16 protein-coding genes are annotated in these 21,154 nt (G+C 35.3%); 9 read left to right on the top strand and 7 right to left on the bottom strand.

The features are described from left to right. The first annotated feature begins 242 nt into the window (after positions 1-242). The 5 genes from E2R68_RS01575 to E2R68_RS01555 are packed head-to-tail and all read left to right on the top strand — an operon-like array spanning position 243 to position 7,745. Positions 243-2,063 (top strand): extracellular solute-binding protein, encoded by a 1,821-nt coding sequence (locus tag E2R68_RS01575; protein WP_243834572.1) that lies wholly within the window; start codon positions 243-245, stop codon positions 2,061-2,063. Then, the gene (locus E2R68_RS01570; RefSeq protein ID WP_134275752.1) at positions 2,063-3,145 is read left to right on the top strand and encodes a microcin C ABC transporter permease YejB; all 1,083 of its coding nucleotides are present in this window, start codon (positions 2,063-2,065) and stop codon (positions 3,143-3,145) included. The genes E2R68_RS01575 and E2R68_RS01570 overlap by 1 nt, the downstream gene beginning before the upstream one ends. Continuing rightward, the gene (locus tag E2R68_RS01565) at positions 3,145-4,194 is read left to right on the top strand and encodes an ABC transporter permease (RefSeq protein WP_134275751.1); all 1,050 of its coding nucleotides are present in this window, start codon (positions 3,145-3,147) and stop codon (positions 4,192-4,194) included. Before E2R68_RS01570 ends, E2R68_RS01565 begins: the two co-directional genes overlap by 1 nt. Continuing rightward, complete coding sequence (locus tag E2R68_RS01560) at positions 4,191-5,783, top strand: ABC transporter ATP-binding protein (protein ID WP_134275750.1); 1,593 nt, start codon at positions 4,191-4,193, stop codon at positions 5,781-5,783. The genes E2R68_RS01565 and E2R68_RS01560 overlap by 4 nt, the downstream gene beginning before the upstream one ends. A 39-nt stretch (positions 5,784-5,822) precedes the next feature. Beyond that, complete coding sequence (locus tag E2R68_RS01555) at positions 5,823-7,745, top strand: transglycosylase SLT domain-containing protein (protein WP_134275749.1); 1,923 nt, start codon at positions 5,823-5,825, stop codon at positions 7,743-7,745. A gap of 66 nt (positions 7,746-7,811) precedes the next feature. On the opposite strand, the gene E2R68_RS01550 is transcribed toward E2R68_RS01555, so the two are convergent. Together E2R68_RS01550 and argR are read right to left on the bottom strand one after the other, a co-directional pair. Further along, entirely contained in the window at positions 7,812-8,219 is a 408-nt protein-coding gene (locus tag E2R68_RS01550) for a type IV pilin protein (RefSeq protein ID WP_134275748.1), read from the bottom strand. A gap of 125 nt (positions 8,220-8,344) precedes the next feature. Then, positions 8,345-8,797, bottom strand: a complete 453-nt coding sequence (gene argR, locus E2R68_RS01545; protein WP_134275747.1) for a transcriptional regulator ArgR — start codon at positions 8,795-8,797, stop codon at positions 8,345-8,347. Between the two features lie 197 nt (positions 8,798-8,994). On the opposite strand from argR, the gene E2R68_RS01540 reads away from it, so the two are divergent. From E2R68_RS01540 to cysG, 3 genes are all read left to right on the top strand, one after another. Beyond that, the gene (locus E2R68_RS01540) at positions 8,995-9,759 is read left to right on the top strand and encodes a transporter substrate-binding domain-containing protein (RefSeq protein ID WP_134275746.1); all 765 of its coding nucleotides are present in this window, start codon (positions 8,995-8,997) and stop codon (positions 9,757-9,759) included. A 156-nt stretch (positions 9,760-9,915) separates the two neighbouring features. Next, on the top strand, positions 9,916-10,851 hold the full coding sequence (mdh, locus tag E2R68_RS01535) for a malate dehydrogenase (protein ID WP_134275745.1): 936 nt from the start codon (positions 9,916-9,918) through the stop codon (positions 10,849-10,851). A gap of 350 nt (positions 10,852-11,201) precedes the next feature. Further along, positions 11,202-12,620, top strand: a complete 1,419-nt coding sequence (cysG, locus tag E2R68_RS01530) for a siroheme synthase CysG (RefSeq protein WP_134275744.1) — start codon at positions 11,202-11,204, stop codon at positions 12,618-12,620. Between the two features lie 57 nt (positions 12,621-12,677). Here the strand turns inward: cysG and glgA are convergent, their stop codons facing one another. The 4 genes from glgA to rsmC all read right to left on the bottom strand — a co-directional run bounded on the left by glgA (position 12,678) and on the right by rsmC (position 17,980). Then, complete coding sequence (glgA, locus tag E2R68_RS01525) at positions 12,678-14,147, bottom strand: glycogen synthase GlgA (RefSeq protein ID WP_134275743.1); 1,470 nt, start codon at positions 14,145-14,147, stop codon at positions 12,678-12,680. A gap of 156 nt (positions 14,148-14,303) precedes the next feature. Further along, the gene (gene glgC / locus E2R68_RS01520; protein WP_134275742.1) at positions 14,304-15,527 is read right to left on the bottom strand and encodes a glucose-1-phosphate adenylyltransferase; all 1,224 of its coding nucleotides are present in this window, start codon (positions 15,525-15,527) and stop codon (positions 14,304-14,306) included. A 52-nt stretch (positions 15,528-15,579) separates the two neighbouring features. Then, complete coding sequence (glgC, locus tag E2R68_RS01515) at positions 15,580-16,818, bottom strand: glucose-1-phosphate adenylyltransferase (RefSeq protein ID WP_279587465.1); 1,239 nt, start codon at positions 16,816-16,818, stop codon at positions 15,580-15,582. A gap of 112 nt (positions 16,819-16,930) precedes the next feature. Then, complete coding sequence (rsmC, locus tag E2R68_RS01510) at positions 16,931-17,980, bottom strand: 16S rRNA (guanine(1207)-N(2))-methyltransferase RsmC (RefSeq protein WP_134275740.1); 1,050 nt, start codon at positions 17,978-17,980, stop codon at positions 16,931-16,933. 130 nt (positions 17,981-18,110) lie between these two features. Between rsmC and E2R68_RS01505 the strand changes: the two genes are divergently transcribed. Next, the gene (locus E2R68_RS01505; protein WP_134275739.1) at positions 18,111-20,024 is read left to right on the top strand and encodes an EAL domain-containing protein; all 1,914 of its coding nucleotides are present in this window, start codon (positions 18,111-18,113) and stop codon (positions 20,022-20,024) included. Between the two features lie 74 nt (positions 20,025-20,098). Here E2R68_RS01505 and E2R68_RS01500 read toward each other — a convergent pair whose 3' ends face one another. After that, entirely contained in the window at positions 20,099-21,040 is a 942-nt protein-coding gene (locus E2R68_RS01500; RefSeq protein ID WP_134275738.1) for a 1-aminocyclopropane-1-carboxylate deaminase/D-cysteine desulfhydrase, read from the bottom strand. Between the last annotated feature and the right edge of the window lie 114 nt (positions 21,041-21,154).

Below are 21,154 nucleotides of genomic sequence, written 5' to 3'. Positions count from 1 at the left end.
TTAAAGTCACATAAGCAAGGCCTGTTAAATAAACAAATTAATTTTTTGACTTAACTATATTTTCTTTAAAATTTAGCTTGTTGAAAGGTAAAAGTTAGTCCATTGTGAGGGAGATAAGTTCAACCTTTTTTAACACTTCTTTTTCTACTTCTTCCTTTTTTATTTAAAAACCTTTTATTAACTTCGGTATTTGTTATCTTTACTTCTCTTATGTTTTTTTATGCTTTCTTTGAGTTTTGTTAATGATCAGTATTAGTCAGTTTATACGTAATTGTTTATTTTGCATGTTATTACCGCTAAGTTTTTCTGCTTATAGCGCTTCATGGAGTAATGCTATTAGCATGTATGGAGATCTTAAATATGCGAGTGATTTTAAACACTTTGATTATGTTAATCCTAATGCCCCAAAAGCAGGCTCATTTAAACAAGCGAGCATTGGTAGTTTTGATTCGTTAAATCCTTTTATTGTAAAAGGTAACGCAGCTACCGGTATTACTCGTATTTACGATACCTTATTACAACAATCTGCAGATGAACCATTTAGTTTATATCCTCTTATCGCATCAAAAGTTAAAGTGGCTGATGATGTTAGCTCAGTCAGTTTTTTAATTAACCCTAAAGCTCGTTTTCAAGATGGAAAAGCGATCACTGCAAAGGATGTTAAATTTAGCTTTGATTTATTAGTGAATGAAGGCGCCCCCCATTTTCGTTCATATTATTCAGGTGTTGAGGAAGTAACTGTCGATGCTCCCTTACAAGTCACTTTTCACTTTAAAGAAAAGGGGAATCGAGAGTTACCTTTAATCATTGGGCAAATACCTATTCTTCCAGAACATTTTTGGAAGAATAAAGACTTTTCAAAAAGTAGCTTAATTATTCCCGTTGGTTCAGGGCCTTATAAAGTAAAAAACTTCAAAGCGGGTAAGCAAATAGTTTTTCTGCGAGTTAATAATTATTGGGCAGAAGGTCTTCCTGTGAATAAAGGCCGCCATAATTTTAATGAACTTGTATTTGATTATTATCGAGATGATGCCGTTGCTTTTGAAGCATTTAAATCTGGGGCTTTTGATTATCGTTTAGAAAGCTCTTCAAAACGTTGGTCAACAGGTTATGTTGGAGAGCAGTTTGATAATGGCGATGTTATCACGGAAAAAATAGCAGATAAAAACCCTCAGGGCATGCAAGGATTCTGGTTTAACTTACGTCGAGATAAATTTAAAGATCCAAAAGTGCGAGAAGCTATTTCGTTATTATTTGATTTTCAATGGGCAAATAAAACTTTGTTTTATGATGCTTACACACGCATTGATAGTTTTTACTCTGGCTCTGAATTATCCACTAAAAAAAATATTTCTGATGCAGAGCGTGAAATTTTATTGCCATATAAAGCACAACTTCCTACTGCTGTTTTTGAACCTTTGCAAAGCAATAAAACACAAGGTAACGGTAATGTGCGAGAGCAAATGCGTAGAGCTGTTAAATTATTGTCAGAAGCAGGATATGAATTAAAAGATAGTAAAATGCAAAATAAACAAGGGGAACAATTAAGTTTTGAGTTTTTACTCTATAGCAAAGATTTTGAACGTGTAGTACATCCATTTCGTCGTAATCTACAACGCATTGGTATTAAAACAAATATTCGTTTAGTGGATGTATCACAATTTATCAATCGTATTAATAATTTTGAATTTGATATGTTGTCTCTACGCAAGGGGCAATCCATTTCTCCTGGCAATGAGCAAGTTAGTTTTTGGGGATGCGCGACTGCAAATGAAGTGGGGACATCAAATTGGGCTGGCATTTGTTCACCAGTGATCGATGCACTTACTCAGCAATTAATTACAGCCGATACCCGTGAAAAGTTAGTTAATACAACAAAAGCGTTAGACCGTGTTTTATTATCTGAGCATATTGTTATTCCACAGTGGTATTTGCCTGCTTATCGTATTGCTTATTGGAATAAATTTTCGCACCCTAAAATTGCACCTTATTATAATTTAGGCCTGGATACTTGGTGGTTTAAAGAATTAACAGGGGTAGCTAAACAGGAAGAGAAAAAATAATGCATCAATATATCTTAAAAAGGTTACTGCTGATTATTCCTACTTTGCTGGGCATTATGACCTTGAACTTCTTTATTGTGCAGGTTGCTCCTGGCGGTCCTGTTGAACAAGCAATTGCTAAATATCAAGGTATTGAAGCTGATGCTACATCACGTGTTGCTGCGGGTACTAATAGTGAAATAAAACAAGGCAGTAATCATAATAGTAAATACCGAGGAGCGCAGGGCGTTGATCCTGAATATATAGCTGCACTTGAAAAATTATATGGTTTTGATAAACCCTTACATGAACGTTATTTTTCAATGTTATGGCGTTATATTCATTTTGATTTTGGAAACAGTTTTTATCGTGATAAAAGTGTTCTTAATTTAATTTATGAAAAGATGCCGGTTTCAATTTCTTTGGGTTTATGGACAACACTATTAGCTTATTTAATTTCTATTCCATTAGGTATTAAAAAAGCAACGGCGCATGGTAGTCAGTTTGATATTTGGACAAGCACAGTGGTTACCATTGCTTACGCCATTCCAGCCTTTATTTTTGCCATTATGCTAGTTGTGTTATTTGCTGGTGGTTCCTATTTTAGTTGGTTCCCGTTACGTGGTTTAACTTCCGATAATTTTGAGCAATTATCCTTATTTGGACAAATAAAAGATTATTTTTGGCATTTGGCTTTACCTATTTTTGCAAACGTTTTAGCGAGTTTTGCTACTTTAACCATGCTTACTAAAAACTCTTTCTTAGATGAAATTAATAAACAGTATGTGATCACTGCTCGCGCTAAAGGGTGTTCTAAAGCTCGTGTGCTATATGGGCATATTTTCCGAAATGCTATGTTATTAGTGTTGGCTGGATTACCTGCTGCTTTAATTGGTATTTTCTTTACTGGCTCAATGTTAATTGAAGTTATTTTTTCATTAGATGGTTTAGGCTTATTAGGTTTTGAGTCAGTAATTAATCGAGATTATCCGGTTATTTTTGGCACGCTTTATATCTTCACATTAGTTGGTTTGATACTTAAGTTGATCAGTGATGTAACTTATACCTTGATTGACCCACGTATTACTTTTGAGGGGCAATAATGTCGTTATTACTTACTTGGCAACGTATTAAAAAAAATCCAAGCAACCTACAACGATGGGGGCAGTTTAAAGCTAATAAACGAGGTTATTATTCGTTATGGGTTTTTAGTGTTTTATTTTTATTAAGCTTATTTGCGGAAGTATGGGTGAATGATAAGCCGATCATGGTGTCATATAAATCGAATTGGTATTTTCCCATTGTGCAAGATATCCCAGAGCAACAATTAGGGGGAGACTTTGATATCACTACGGACTATCGAGATCCTTATATGGCGGAGCAGATCAATAAAGAAGGGTGGATGATTTGGCCATTGATCCCATTTTATTATGATTCTATTAATTATGAATTAACTAGTGCAGCACCTTCAGCTCCCGATGCTTTAAATTGGTTAGGAACAGACGACCAAGGGAGAGATGTTGTAGCACGTTTGATCTATGGATTTAGAATTTCTGTTATTTTTGCTTTGACATTAACCTTAGTGAGTTCAGTTATTGGCGTGATTGTTGGCGCGATACAAGGGTATTATGGCGGCAAAATAGATTTAATTGGGCAGCGCATTTTAGAAATATGGGAAGGGCTTCCAATGTTATTTATGCTGATTATTTTAGCGAGCTTTGTGGAGCCTACCTTTACATGGTTATTAGGATTGATGATCCTCTTTAGTTGGCCTAGTTTAGTGAGTGTCGTACGCGCAGAATTCTTGCGTGGTCGTCATCTTGATTATGTTAAAGCAGCAAAAGCATTAGGGGTGAAAGATAGCAAAATTATGTTTAAGCATATTTTACCCAATGCCATGATTGCCACATTAACTTTTATGCCTTATTTATTTACAGGTGCATTAACCACATTAACCTCGCTCGACTTTTTAGGGTTTGGTTTACCACTTGGTTCTGCTTCTTTAGGTGAAATGGTTTCTCAAGGGAAAGATAACTTACATGCGCCTTGGTTAGCGATTACTGCTTTTATCTCTCTATCGAGTATCTTAGTGCTATTAGTATTTATTGGTGAAGCTGCCCGTGATGCCTTTGATCCGAGGAAAACATTATGAGCAAACAAACATGCTTATTGGAAGTTGATAATTTAGCGGTCAGTTTTTCAGATAAAAATATTTTATCGGGCATTACTTTTAATTTAGAACAAGGTCAAACGTTAGCCATTGTAGGTGAAAGTGGCTCAGGTAAATCATTAACGGCTTTATCTATTTTACAATTATTACCTTATCCCCATGCACATCACCCTGCAGGTGAAATTGCCTTTCAAGGTCAAGCGCTAATGGGGCAGCCAGAAAATGTGTTAGAAGCGGTTAGAGGTAATAAAATTAGCATGATTTTTCAAGAGCCTATGACCTCATTAAACCCGTTACATAGCATTGAAAAACAGATTGCAGAAACCTTATTATTGCATAAAGGATTAACAGGAAAAGCGGCCCATTTACGTATTCTTGAATTATTAGAGTTAGTAGGAATTGAAAATCCGCAGACACGTTTAAAAGCTTATCCTCATGAACTGTCAGGTGGGCAGCGTCAGCGAGTGATGATAGCGATGGCGTTAGCTAATGAACCTGATTTACTCATTGCAGATGAACCGACAACTGCATTAGATGCAACGATTCAAAAGCAAATTTTAAAATTACTAAAATCATTACAGCAACGTTTGAACATGGGAATTTTATTAATTACCCATGACCTCAATATTGTGCGCCAATTTGCAGATCATGTACTTGTTATGTGCCAAGGTGAACAAGTTGAGTATCAAACTACAGAATGTGTATTTGATGTGCCTCAACACGAATATACAAAAAAACTATTACAGGCGATCCCAACGGGCGAGATGCCGGTATTACTTGACCCAAAAGTGATCCTTGAAGCGTATAATATGAACGTGAGTTTCCCACTTAAAAAGAATTTTTGGGGTAAAACAATAGAGTCATTACAAGTTGTTAAGGATGTTTCGTTACAAATACATGAAGGTGAAACGCTCGCAATCGTCGGGGAAAGTGGTTCGGGTAAAACAACTTTAGCTCAAGCATTATTACAACTTAATAAAAATACTGGGCAAGTCGTTTATTTGGGGCAATCAATTCAAGCTTTAGAAAAGCCACAGCTACAAATGATACGCCAACAATTACAAATTGTATTTCAAGACCCGTATGCTAGTTTAAGTCCTCGTATGTCAGTACAAGATATTGTGGCAGAAGGAGTACATGTTTTTAATCAGCAGCAAAAATTAAGTGACCATGAAATTGCAGTGCAAGTGGCAGACGTTTTAGAAAAAGTGGGGTTAGATAAAAGCGCTGCTGAACGTTACCCACATCAATTTTCAGGTGGACAACGCCAACGAATAGCTATCGCAAGAGCATTAATCTTAAAACCAAAGTTGATTGTATTAGATGAACCAACATCAGCATTGGATAGAAGCATTCAAAAACAAATTATTGAATTATTAAAAGCATTACAAAAAGAGTTTTCACTAAGTTACCTGTTTATTAGCCATGATTTATCTGTTGTCAGGGCATTAAGTCATCGTGTATTGGTTATGAAATCAGGCGAAATAGTTGAGCAAGGAAATACTTCCGAAATATTTGAAAATGCTCAACATTTATATACACAGGAATTGCTTTCATCAACTACCCTATAAGAGGTTAGTTTGGTCTATTTGTTATTTTATTGAGAGATTATGAAAAAATTAATTTTAGCTTGTTTATTAGTATCAACCTCGAACTTAGTTAGTGCATTAAATTTGGATGTTCAGCGTGATATTTTTGCTAAAACATTATCATTACAAGAGCATTATCAATGGGTGGATGCTAATCACGAACTTGCTCGTATTCCTGATTATCCATTAACTTATTTAGCTGAATATAATTATTTAACTGCCCATCTTAATACACTCAATGATGAGACTATTTTAGGTTTTATAGAGTCACATAAAGGAACTGCTGCTAGTGATGATTTACAGCGTGCTTACCTATTTCATTTAGCAGAACAAAAAAGATGGCAGCAATTCTTAGTTGCTTACCCTAAATTACCAAATAATAGAACTTTACAGTGTCATTATTTACAGGCTTCGATTAAGAGCGGGCAAGCTCAGAAAGTATGGGCAGATGCTAAGAGAATATGGTTAAACAGTACTTCTTTACCAGATGCATGTGATGATGTTTATTCTTTTTATCAAGATCAAAATATTTTAACTCAAGCTGATATTTGGCAACGCTTCCACTTAGCTTATGAAAAAAACAGATCCGGATTAATGCGTTTTTTAATGACTAAGATGACAGATAAAAATGCCGCGTTAGCTTCTCAATTATATGATTTAAATAAAAAACCGGAAAACCTATTAAGTAGTCAATTGTTCACATCTCGTGATGCTGCAAGCTTTAGCTTTTTAGTGCCAACAATAAAACGTTTAGCAAGAAAAGATTTTGCGCAAGCAATGCAAGCTTATACACATTTTGAAAAAACAATGCCTTTCACTTTTACTGAAAATGTGCAAATAAAAATTAAACTTGCAACGATTATTGTGCAACAAGATAAAAGTGAATATTTGCCATGGTTAGATAAACAATTACCTTCGCTTGGTAATGTTTCATTGATTGAGCAACGTATTCGCTATGCCATTAAACGTGATGATTGGGATAATACGGCATATTGGTTAACGCAGTTACCAGACGAGAAACGTCATTCAACCTCTTGGTTATATTGGCAGGCTCGCGTATTAGAAAATTCAGGCGATTTAACTCAAGCAAGAGCCCTTTACCAACAAGTTGCTAAAAAACGCAGTTATCATGGTTTTATGGCTGCGCAAAAGCTAGGAATTAATTTTCCTTTGAATGCCGATATTGTTAAAGAAGAGCAGGGTAGTTTACGTTATTTGCATAAAGACTTGACGTTAATAGAGGAATTATTATTCCATAAGTTAAATTACCAAGCGAAAAGACAATGGAACCGTTTACTGAATAAACAATCTCTAGGGTTACAGCAGCAATTAGGTTTATATGCTTATGATCGAGGTTGGGCGTATTTGTCTGTTCTTGCGAGCATTAATTCTAAAAGTTGGGATGCTTTAAATATCCGTTTCCCTGATGCAAAACCAGAACTTTTTGTAGATGCGGCTGAAAAATATGATTTAGAAGAAACTTATATCTATGCAATAACTCGTAGAGAAAGCAGTTTTGATGAGCATGCTAGATCTCCTGTGGGTGCCAGTGGTTACATGCAGTTGATGCCAAGAACCGCAAAGGAAACGGCTAAGAAAATTGGGTTAGAGGAGTATAATGAAGTGTCTCAACTTGAGCAGGGAGAAGTTAATGTTCAGTTAGGTACCGCTTATTTTGATGGTTTATTGAAACGTTATAATGGTAATCGAATATTAGCGACAGCAGCTTACAATGCCGGCCCTACACGTGTTGATCAATGGTTTAGAGCAAATAAAGAAAATGGAGAACAGGGCATTGCGATGGACAGTTGGGTTGAAAGTATTCCTTACCGAGAAACCCGTGCTTATGTAAAAAACATATTAGTGTATAACGTTATTTACCAACATATATTAGATAAACCATTAAAATTCGTCAAAGATCAGGAGTTACTGGGGAGTTATTAATCGTTATGCTAGCTCTATAAGTGAGCCTCAATTAACCTCAAATTAATCCTTACACCGGACAATGCATTACTGTCTCCAACAGTGTGCATTGTCTGTTATCCCGTCACTTGTTTTTACGCTATTTTGATCAATGAATAGTGTTTTGCATGCATTTTCATCAGCATTTTGACTGCTGTTTGTTTTTACGGTTGCTTTCATTAAATAAGTACTTGCCGAGGCACTCTCAATACTAAAACTATAATATTGATGGTCAGAAGGTAAACCTGCAACGCTAATGTTATTAATATAACTTGCATGCATAATACGGTAACTGCTTTGCTCTATTTGCGCTTTGATTAACACATTTTGTGCATCTGCTCGTCGTGTTTCTATGATGAGAGTTTGGTAAGATGGATAAGCAATACCGGAGATTATTGCTAATATAGCTAGAACAATTAATAACTCGATTAAAGTAAATCCTTGAATTTTTATCATTTTATTCTCCTAATACTTAACAGTGTTTCAGAGAAGTTTAGGAAAATTTTTGTATAAGTAGAAAAATTAAGCGCTGTTTACTCTATTATTGCCATAATATGAGAATACGTTACTTGGAAGTAAAGCTAATCAAATAGTTTGTGTACAACGGCCAGTGTACCGTCAATTTTTTTACAGTTACTAGGGGTAATAAAAACAGTATCATCACCAGCAATTGTTCCCAAAATCCCTTCGGCCTTACCCATTGAATCTAATAAACGAGCAATAAGTTGAGCAGCACCAGGGCTAGTGCGAATAACAATTAAGCTTTCATTTCTGTCAATATCAACCACCAAGTTTTTCAGAGGGCTTGTAGTGGTTGGAATACCTAATTCTGCAGGTAAACAATATACCATTTCACCGGTGGCATTACGTGTTCGTACTGCACCAGATTTACTTAACATGCGTGAGACTTTTGATTGGTTGATCTGGTTAAATCCTGCATCAATTAATGCATCGACAATTTCACTTTGTGAGCTGAGGTGTTCTTTTTTTAGAAGGCTTTTAAAGAAATCCATTAGTTCAGAAGTCTGTCGCATGTGTTAATCCCGTTTATGCATTATTGTTAGCCTTATATATTAATCGAAATTGACCAAAGGTTAATAGATTAAATGCACTTTTTTTGCATATTTATTCGTTTTTATCAAATGATTGCATATAAATTGATCTCAGATACTCTCTTTAACGCACTTCTGTTAAACTTAGTGGGAAATTAACAATAGCAGGAACAACGATCATGACTTCTTTTTTGCGAAATATCGCGTTTATATTCATCATGTTTTCAAGTATTTCAAATGCTCAAGTGTTTGAGCGTTTACCTGTTAAATTTGTAACTGAAGCTAATTATTACCCTTTTGAATTCTTTTCTAAAAGTAAAAAAATTGAAGGTTTTGATATTGATATTGCTAAAGCAATTTGTGATCAAGTCAATTTGCAATGTAGTTTTGAACACCATCGTTTTGATGGGTTATTGCAGACCTTACAATTTGGTCGTTATGATGCAGCAATTGCCGCGTTAGATATTACAAAAGAGCGTCTTAAAGTTGTTGATTTTAGTGATAGTTATTATAAAACTGCCCCTGTATTTATTAGTAAAGAAGGGTTGCAAGGGGAGTTTTCATTAGCGGGGAAATTTATTGGTGTTCAGAGTAATTCTTCAAATCAAAACTACCTGAGCTTATCCTCGAAAGGGAAAAGTTATATTGTGCCTTATTTTTCATCTCAAGCTGCATTAGAAGATTTAAAGCAACATAAAATAGATGCTGTGTTTGCTGATTTTGCTGTCGTAAATAATTTTTTAAGTAAACAATCACCAGATACTAAATTGGTTATTACACACACTGAAGCGGTATTTGTTACTGAGTTCTCAAAAGGTTATGGCATTGCTGTGAAAAAAGGTAATAATAATTTACGTGAACGTTTAAATATAGGATTAAAATTAATTATTGAAAATGGTACTTATAAAAACATTTATCAACAGTATTTTCCATCATATGAATGATTTCAGCTCATAACTAACTTTCCATAAAAATAAAAGCGTCTTCTTTTCTGCATTGATCACAATTATTTAACATTTCCTATACATGCGTATTTATTCACTTTAGAATGTGACAGGTTAGTCTAATTATTCAGACGTTTTATTTCATTGGAGAAAAATATGAAAGTAGCTGTTCTTGGTGCTGCAGGCGGTATTGGTCAAGCATTATCATTATTATTAAAAACTCAATTACCAGCTGGTTCTGAGTTAGCACTATATGACGTTGCGCCAGTTGTTCCTGGTGTTGCTGTTGATTTATCACACATCCCAACTGCTGTTAAAGTAGAAGGTTTTGGTGCAGATGCGTTAGACAAAGCATTAACAGGTGCTGATATTGTTATTATTCCTGCAGGTATGCCACGTAAGCCTGGTATGGATCGTGCTGATTTATTCGCAGTAAATGCTGGTATCATCAAAACATTAGCAGAAGGTATCGTTGCTAACTGTCCTAAAGCATTAGTTGGTGTTATCACGAACCCTGTAAATGGCACTGTGCCAATCGTTGCAGAGGTATTCAAAAAAGCAGGTACTTACGATAAAAACCGTGTATTCGGTGTAACAACGCTTGATGTTATTCGTAGTGAAGCATTTGTTGCTGAACTTAAAGGCTTAGATGTTGCAACTGTAAAAGTGCCTGTAATTGGTGGCCACTCAGGTACTACAATTTTACCACTTCTTTCACAAGTTGAAGGAGTTACTTTCACTGAAGAAGAAGTTGCTGCATTAACTCCGCGTATCCAAAATGCAGGTACTGAAGTTGTAAATGCTAAAGCGGGTGGCGGCAGTGCTACTTTATCTATGGGGGCGGCAGCGGCTCGTTTTTGTTTATCTTTAGTGAAAGGTTTACAAGGCGAAGAAGTTGTAGATTACGCTTACGTAGATGTTGCTGATGGCGATGCTGCTTACTTTGCACATCCTGTACGTTTAGGTGCTAACGGTGTTGTTGAAATTTTATCGTACGGTAAATTATCTGCTTTTGAAGAAAAAGCGAAAAATGACATGTTAGAAACGCTTAATAAAGATATTCAAGAAGGTGTTGATTTCATCAACGCATAACCTGAATAATTTTGTGCTAATGAATTAAGCACATCCAGATAATAATGAATATAGAGGTCAGTTTACTGGCCTTTTTTGTGTCTATTATTAAGCATATAGCTATTTACTGGTTAAAGTAACTTACTTCTTTGTTATAAATTTTGTAAATAGAACAACTATTTATCTTAATTTGGCTTCGGATTGAATTACTTTTTCTGCTCAAAATTTAGATCGCATACTTAATGTAATTGGTATTATGGATATTATTTAGACTATATAAATAAATGTCATAATAAATGTGCTTAAAATCTTTTCTATTATATTAGTTATTCTTTATAGTATTTGCTTCTACTGCTTAACCTGAGATTGATATGGATTATCTTCCTATTTTTACCAAATTAAATAATCGTCACTGCCTTGTTGTAGGTGGGGGAGATATTGCTGTACGTAAAGTACATTTATTATTAAAAGCAGGGGCTACAATTACAGTTTGTGCACCTGAAATCTGCGATTCATTATTAGAGAAAGCCGAAAATAATCAGCTAACTGTTATTAATGATACTTTTTCTGATCAGTTAATCGAAGGCAAATGGTTAGTGATTGCAGCAACTAATCAGCGTCATATTAATGAACATGTTGCTCAATTAGCTGAACAAAAACAGATCCTCGTTAATGTGGTTGATGAGCCTGGGTTATGTAGTTTTATTATGCCATCAATTGTTGATCGCTCTCCTATTATCGTAGCCATTTCGAGCGGCGGCAAAGCGCCTGTTTTAGCGCGTTTAATCCGCGAGCGTTTAGAAGCATTATTACCTATGCATTTAGGACGTTTAGCACAAATTTCAGGTGAATTTAGGCATAGAGTTAAATCGGTGATCAGCAAAGAGTCTCTCCGTCGCCGCTATTGGGAAAAACTATTTGGCAATGGTGATTTAGCAAGCTTATTGCAAAAAGGGCAGATCCAACAAGCACAACAATTTATGGAAGATAATTTGACCGAAGATGTTGCTAAAGGTGATGTCGCATTAGTTGGTGCAGGCCCTGGTGATCCTTCTTTATTAACGTTAAAAGCGTTACAACTTATGCAGCAAGCTGATGTTGTTTTATATGATCGATTAGTTTCTCGAGAAATATTAGATCTTGTTCGACGTGATGCTGATTTAATTTCTGTTGGTAAAAAAGCTGGTAAACATGAGGTTGAGCAATCACGTACTAATCAAATGTTGGTTGAGTATGCAAAACAAGGCAAGAAAGTAGTACGTTTAAAAGGTGGTGATTCCTTTATTTTTGGCCGAGGTGGTGAAGAATTAGAAGAACTCGTAGAAGCAGGCATTGCATTTCAGGTTGTACCTGGAATAACAGCCGCATCAGGTTGTAGCGCTTATGCAGGTATCCCACTTACTCATCGTGATTATGCGCAATCTGTTACCTTTGTAACAGGGCACAGAAAAGAAAATGGACAACCATTAGATTGGAAAGCACTCGCGATACCGCATCAAACATTAGTTGTTTATATGGGCTTGTTACAAGCGCAAGAACTTGAAACTAAATTATTAATGCATGGACGTGATGGCAAAACGCCTGTTGCTTTAATTAATAAAGGGACGCGTCAGGAGCAACAAGTGATTACTGGTTGTTTATCTGAATTATCAAAATTAGGCGGTGGCTTAGAAGGAGCTACATTAATTATTGTTGGTGAGGTTGTTGAATTAGCGGATAAACTCGCATGGTTTAATCCAGATAAGAATCAAAAATTATCACGTGACCCATTTCTTGTTAATTTATCATAATTTTTATTAATACATAAATAATAAAGCCTGATTTTAAATCAGGCTTTATGGTTTTTACTAGTAGTGATTTAAATGTAATGCATTGTGATATAACCGTTCATAATGCTTAGCTGAATCAGACCAATAAAAGTGTGATTGCATCGCTTGTCTCTTTAATCGTAACATCTCTTCTGGTTGCTCAATGTAGAGTAATAATACGCGACGTAATAAGTTTAATAATTGGTTAGGATTTGCATCATAAAACATAAAGCCATTTGCATTGTCTGGGTCTTGGTCATAATCAATTACCGTGTCTTTTAAACCGCCTACGGCACGTACTATAGGTAAAGTACCATACGCTAAGCTATATAGCTGATTAAGGCCACAAGGTTCGAATATTGAAGGCATCATAAAAAAATCAGATCCCGCTTCGACAAGGTGTGATAATTGATTGCTATAGGTATTAACAAACTTAAACTTATCACTGTAATGAGCCGCTAATGCTGTTAAATGGCCTGTGATCCCAGGATCGCCTGAGCCAATAATAACAAGCTGTACGTTGTGTTTTAAGAAGCGTTCTAAAATAGGTAAGATTAAACCAAATCCTTTTTGATCTGTTAAACGGCATACCATACCAAACATAGGTATATCTGATGCAGCTAGACCGACTTCTTCCTGCAATGCTTTTTTACATTTTTCTTTGCCAGATAAGTCATTTTCATCAAAGTGAAAGGGGATGAGCTTATCTGTTTTAGGGCTCCAATCATTATAATCACAGCCATTTAATATCCCTTCAAAGTCATGAATACGTTCAATAAAATGCTCTGACATACCATGTGAACCTAATGTAGTTAATAACTCACTTGCATAATTAGGGCTAACGGTATTAATTTTATCTGAGTAAATCACACCTACTTTTAAGTAATTGATATAACTATAATTCTCTAGTACGCGATGATCCATGCATGAACTTACCTCAGGGATTAAATTTAATTGAGACTTTTCAAATATGCCTTGATAAGCAGAGTTATGACTAGTGAGTACTGTTTTGGTTTGTGCAAATTGTGGGGTTGAATGGAAACGTGTTTTTAATAAATATGGCACTAGACCCGTATGCCAATCATTACAATGAATAATATCAGGAGCGAAATCTTCTGCTAATGCGGTCTGCAGAGCAGCTAAGCTGAAAAATGCAAAGCGTTCACCGTTATCAGCATAAGCATTATTTTCTTCACCGTATAATCCAGCTCGGTCAAAATAGTGTGCATTATCAATCGTTAATACTTTGATACCTTGTAGCTCTAATTTTTGCACTGAAAAGTGAATATCAGGACGAGAGCAATCGGTATGTAAAGTAAGCTGATGTACTTTTTGAGCTTCTTCTCTGTGTGCAATAGTTCGATAAAAAGGGGTAATAATAATAACTTCATGGCCTAAACGTTGAAGTTCAATCGGTAGAGCTTTAGCAACATCAGCAAGTCCTCCAGTTTTAGAAAAACCTTCAACTTCCGATGATATAAAGAGAATTTTTAATTTACGCGGATCCAATGAGAACTCCTTCGACACTATATCGTGTATCCATAATAATGCGGTGTATAAAGTAAGGCTGTATGTAAAGTGAGTATAATATAAAGTAATGATACTCAGTAGATGAAGATAGTACTAAAAAGCCGCGCATAGCGCAGCTTTACATTTTTTAGATGATTAAAAGCCGATTTTAGCGCCTTTAGGGATAACAACTATGCCTTCGTCGGAAACGGTAAAACGTTTCTTATCGTCTTCCAGGTTAACACCTATTTGTACACCATCTGCAATTTCTACGTCTTTATCGATGATTGTTTTAGTAATAACACAGTTTTTACCTATGCTGATATCACCTAAGAAAACAGATTCTAATACATTAGAATTTTCTCCAACAAAACAGTTAAAGCCAAGCACTGATTTTTTGATCGTTGCGGCGGTGATCTGGCAACCATCAGAAATTAATGACTGACGTATGGTACAAGTTGTATCACCATTATTTTGGAAATTAGCTGCCGGTAATGCAGGATAATAAGTATGCATTGGCCAAGCTCGATTATAAAAATCAATCGGCGGTGTTTCTTTTACTAAATCCATATTAGCTTCCCAATAAGATTCAATCGTACCTACATCACGCCAGTAGGTTTCACCGCTTTCTTTAGGAATTGTATTAGTGGTGAAGTCATATACAAAGACTTTTCCACCAGGAACAAGGTGTGGAATAATATCTTTGCCAAAATCATGACTAGAATTTTCATCGGCAGCATCACGAATTAGCTCTGCTTGTAGTGCCTTTGAGTTAAAAACATAGTTACCCATTGACGCTAAAACATAATCAGGATCACCCGGGATGGTTTTTGCATCTTCTACAGCTGGTTTTTCAGCAAAACCGATCATACGTCCTTCTTCATCAACTTCGATAATACCAAAATGAAAAGCTTGCTCTTTAGGTAAGCGAATTGCTGATACCGTTAAAACTGCATTCTTCTCGTTATGGAATCGAATTTTTTGACGAATATCCATTTTGTAAATATGGTCACTACCAAAAACACAAACAATTTTAGCGGGGTCTGATTCGATAAATTGTATGTTTTGATAAATAGCATCAGCTGTACCGCTGTACCAATGTTTACCTGTACGCATTTGTGCAGGAATTGCATCGATAAACGTATCGGTAAAGCTGTTCAGCTCCCACGCCATACGTAAGTGCTCATTAAGTGATTGAGATTTAAATTGCGTTAATACATAAATACGCAATAAATCAGAGTTAACAAAGTTATTAAGCACACAATCAATTAAACGATAACTTCCTCCAAAAGGAACTGAAGGTTTAGTACGTGATTGAGTTAAAGGGTAAAGACGTGAGCCTTCGCCACCAGCTAAAACCATTGAGAGAACTTTTGGCATGATAAAAACCTATATTTTATATAATGTAAAAAATCACTGTTTTAATTAGCAATTATTTAAAACCTACACGGCTACCTTTTGCTATAACAACAATGCCATTTTCTGATACGGTAAAGTGCTTACGATCTTCTTCTAAATCTTCACCAATAATAGTACCTGGGGCAATCTCAACATTTTTATCTAAGATAACGTTAGTTAATCGTGCTCCTTCACCTATTTTAGCTTTGCCTAAAAAGACGCAGCCTTTGATATGTGAGCCTGAGCCTAAGCGACTTCTGAATCCTAAAACTGAATTTTCAATCGTTGCACCATTAATATATGAACCTGCGCCAATGTGAGATTTAGAAACATGAGTTTCCGTATCACCTTGGTCATGAAACGTTGCTGGCGGCAATGGTGGATGATAAGTATGTAAAGGCCAGTTTTTGTTATATAACGAGATCGCTTGATCGTCACTTAGCAGATCCATATGAGCTTCCCAATAGGAATCTATGGTACCTACATCTCGCCAATAGGCATGTTCAGGCTCACCTTCAATTTTATTATCACTGAAGTTATAAACGTGTACTTTACCTTGAGGAAATAACTTCGGAATAATATCTTTACCAAAGTCGTGGCTTGATCCTTCTGTTACTGCATCAATATCAAGTTCTTTTATTAAAATATCTGATTTAAAAATATAATTTCCCATTGAGGCAAGTACGTGATCAGGGTCCCCGGGAATTGTTTTTGCTTCTTCAATTGATGGTTTTTCTGCAAATCCTATCATGCGGCCTGCTTCATCTATTTCTATGATGCCAAAATGATAAGCGTGCTGTTTTTGTACTCGAATCGCTGCAACAGTTAAGTCACTACCAGTGTTTTTATGGTGATCAACCATTTGCTGAACATCCATTTTATAAATATGGTCGCTGCCAAAAATGCATACATGATCAGCTCCGCTTTTAGTGATAAAGCGAGAGTTTTGATAAATGGCATCAGCAGTACCAGAGTACCAATTTTTATTTACTCGTTGTTGTGCAGGAACCGCTTCGATGAAACGATCTGAAATACTTGAAAGTCGCCATGCACGACGAAGATGAATATTTAACGACTGAGATTTAAATTGCGTCAGCACATAAATCTTCATTAAATCAGCATTTACAAAATTATTTAATGCAAAATCTACTAATCGATAGTTACCACCAAAAGGCATAGCTGGTTTAGTTCTGGTTTGAGTTAGTGGGTATAAACGTGAGCCTTCGCCCCCAGCAAGAATCATAGCTAGAATGCCAGCCATAAGTGTCTCCATATATTTAGGAAAGGGAAGTTATGTCTTTTGACATAACACCTGTGCAACTAATCTAAATGTAGCCTGAAGACACTAACAAAAATAGTGAGGGAATAAAATGTGACTTTGATTATTATTTGATACAGCTCAATACTTTAAACTTATTGTTTTGTACATTTTCTATAAAACTTTTGTACGTTGATATCAAAAGCGGCTCATAACGTAAAAATTTATTGGCTACAATTGTTAATGAACCCTTTTTCTTTAAATGTTTAAATGATTGATTTATAAAGGTTTCTGCTGCTTCGTAGTTGGTTTTTTGACCCGAGTGAAAAGGTGGGTTTGAAAGTAATAAATCATATTCTTTTTGTACGTTTGAAAAAACGTCTGAAGCAAACACATTGGCATTTAAAGCGTTTTTCTCCAATGTTAGTTTGGCACTGGCTAATGCGTAAACATTTACATCAATTAAATCTAATGACAATTGAGGGTTCTTCTTTAGTAAATAACATGAGAGTACGCCTGCCCCACAGCCAAAATCCAACCCATCTCCTGTTAACTCATTAGGTAGATTATTGAGTAATAATTCACTTCCTTTGTCTAATTCACCAAAGCTAAATACACCTGGCAAAGAGCAAATTGTGAGTGATATCCCATTTAGGTTTAGCTGGTAATCTTTGATCCATTGCTGTTGATCAAAAGTGGCCACCGTTTTACTCAGTTGTCCGTAAATAATGCTGCAGTGTCGTGCTGAGTCAATTGCATTACTATGTTCGGCATAAGGTTTTAATAAATTACCAACACTTTTTATTCCGCACTTTTTTTCACCCACTAAAATTATGTCTGCATTTTCTTTTAAATACGGGGTTAGGTTGGCAAGTAAATATTCAATTTCATTTTTTGCTTTAGGAATATAAATTAATAGCAGATCAAACTTTTCTTGATCCTCTTTTGGCTGATAATTATCAGTAAAATGGATATCTGAAGTTGTTAGTTTATTTTTTAGTTTGTCATAATAGCGATAATCGTTAAAACAAAAACAGCTTGATGATGCTATTGTTTGTAATTGAATTGGGTAATCGTCATCTATATTGCCAGCAACTAATATAGACTTACCTGAAAATAATGACTCGTTACGTTGTAAAACTTGGCTTGGATTTGAGAAAGCTTGACTAGATGCCATTATTAATTCCTATTACAGCTTATTATTAAAAGCTTTAAATTATGGTGTTGTGTATGAGTAGAGCAGCATTATATTGTTATTTTAATGATTACTCACCTACTCAGGGAAAATAGTTTGTCACAAGGATGTTATGAAGTTTACTAATAAATTTACTTTTATTACTAGTGCGATAGTACTCACGTGTATTGTCTTGATACTTGCTGGTGGTGTGGTGAGTTTGCGCGCATTGGCATTTAAATATCATCAACAACGTATTGATAGCGTGATTCATATTATTGAAAGTCAGATAGAGAAACAAACGAAGGTAACCGAATTTGATCATTGGCTACCGGATGTTTTAGATGCATCAGGTATTGTCCGCTTAGAGGTAATACATAACGATGTGACTGTTTATAAAAGTTATTATGAAAGTCGTCAGTATTACCCCTCGGATAGTTTGCTACGTTATTCCCATGAATTAGAGCACTATCCTGGTGTTGAATTGGTTTTACATACTCGACAGCCATTTTCAGATATTAAGTTTACTTTCTGGCCTTTAGCTGGCGTGAGTATTGCCATTTTTTTAAGTTTAAGTTTGTTATGGTTTGCTTTACGTTGGATTAAACGTTCTTTTCATGGCGCTGAATTATTAGAGCGCCGTGCTCGTTATTTATTACAAAATAACCCAACTGCCCGTTTTGCTCAGCAAGGTGAGTGGCCTAAAGCTGTAAGTAAAGCATTAGATGTATTATCCGAAAGGCTAGAAAATAGCCGTAAAGAGCGCAGTGTGTTTGATACTCATATCCGTGGACAAGCATTTTTAGATGAAGGCACAGGTTTGGGTAACCGGCTTGCTTTTGAAAATAGACTAGATGCCGTTGCTATGGATGAAAACTTTTCATCAAATACACTGATGCTGATCAGCTTAACTGAACTGAGTAATGTTAAGTATCAATTTGGTGTTGCTGAAGAAGAAAAGATGATTCAACAGATGGTGGATATATTGCGCAACTTCTGTGAACGCTACAATGATAGCTTTTATGGACGCACTCAAAAATCTGAATTTGTTATTATCTTGCCGCAAATGTCTTACGCTGAAACGGAAGTTGCCGCTAAGCAATTAACTAAGTTACTTTATCAATTGCAATTGCCTGAGGAATCGTTAATTGAAAACTTTTTCCATGTGGGAGTTGTTAACTTTCCTTTTGGCTCCAAACCAATGCATATTATTGATGATGTGAATCGTTCTTTATTAGTTGCAGAGCACCAAAAAGTAAGTGGTTGGCATTTATCAGATGAAGATCTAAAACATACTGTGATTATTAAAGGCACTGTGCGCTGGCGTGCATTGTTAACTGATGTTCTAGAAAAGCAAGCACTGCTCATATATCGACAACATGTAATACAGCGTGATGCTATGACTATTTTATATTCAGAGTTATGGCCTCGCATTAAAGGTTATCAGCAAGAAATTATAGCTGCTGGAACTTTTATGCCAATGGCTGAAAAATGTGGTTTGAGTGATCAAATAGATCGTCAAATGTTAGAGAAAATATTAGCTTTATTAATCATGCGAGGTGAGGTTTCTGAACCTATTGCGGTTAATTTAGGATCTCATTTATTAATGAATAAAGAAAACCATAAATGGTTTATGTTTGAATTAATGCAACAGAGTCGACAAATTCGTCATAATTTAGTGATTGAAGTTTCTGAGCATCTCATCGAAAAAGATTATTTTTCATTGCGTTCTGCTTTGATCGCCTTACAAAAAATAGGCTGTAAAATAGCGATTGATAATGTAGGGAAGTCAGTTGTTAATACAGAATATATTTTAGATTTTAATATTGATTATTTAAAATTACATGCCAGTTTAATACGTGATATTCATATGCGGAAAACCAACCAAGTGGCGATACAAAGTTTAATGGCAAGTTGCTTAAATAGTCATGCAAAAGTCATTGCAGTTGGTATTGAGACTGATTTGGAGTGGGATTGTTTGTTGCAACTGGGGATTTATGCAGGGCAAGGCTCTATATTTTCTACACCACAACAAATGAATATCTAATAGCAAATTTTTAGCTTTTAAAAACCGTATTTATTTTTTAGCTAATACGGTTTTAAGTGAAATGTTTTTCATGGTTAATATTTTTTCTGTTCTTTTAAACCTGCTAAACCTTGTAAACCACCCGTGTGTAATGCAACGATATTAGCACCTGTAACAAAGTAATCTTGTTCAATTAATTGCCATAATGCATAAAGCATTTTCCCCGTGTAAATAGGTTCAATGGGGACTTTTGTTTGCTGTGTAAATTGAATACAAAAATCAGACAAATCTGCAGATACTTTTGCATATCCTCCTTCGTGAAATTGAGTATGTAAATGCCAATTGAGTTGTTTTGATTGAGGTACAAAGTCAGAGACAATCGGCGCTAAATACTGTGCATCTTTTAATACAGCAATACCGTGAACTTGTGTTGTAGGCGAATATTTTAATGCTCCACTAACCAGTCCAGATAGTGTTCCTGCGCTACCTGTTGCAGTAAAAATGTGATCAATTTTTTCACTGCTTTGTGTTATTAATTCAGCTATAACTTCTTCTACTCCAGGGATGGCAAGATAATTACTTCCTCCCTCAGGGATTATAAAAGTATTAGGAAATTGTAATTGTAAATTTTCAAGGAAGTCACTTTGTGTTTTTAGTCGATAAGTTTTCCTATCAACAAAGTTTAATTGCATGCCCCATTTTTTAGCTTGAGATAATGTTGGGTTTTTTATGTAGTGCTCCTCACCTCGAATAATACCTCTTGCTTTAAATTTCAAATGATACGCAGCGGCAGAAAGTGCGTGAATATGATTAGAATAAGCTCCACCAAAACTGAGTAACTGGTCAATGTTATTCGCTTCTGCATGTAGTAAGTTGTATTTTAGTTTTCGCCATTTATTACCTGAAATTTCGGGATGTAATAAATCATCTCGTTTGATAGATAAAGTGAGATTTCTAGCGGTTAATAATGGATGAGTAATTTTTTGTAATGGACTATGGCTTATATTTTCATTTAAAAATTTTTCTATAAAACCCATCAAATTCTCCTATATATCTCAAAAAAAATATATTGTTTTCTGTATAATAATTTTATTAAATTGACTATTCTATCCATAGCTTAAACTATTGTTATAGTCTTGATATATAAATTA

This window comes from Psychromonas algarum (genome assembly GCF_004376845.1).
Taxonomy (GTDB): domain Bacteria; phylum Pseudomonadota; class Gammaproteobacteria; order Enterobacterales; family Psychromonadaceae; genus Psychromonas.
This window is presented reverse-complemented; position numbering and strand designations above follow the sequence as displayed.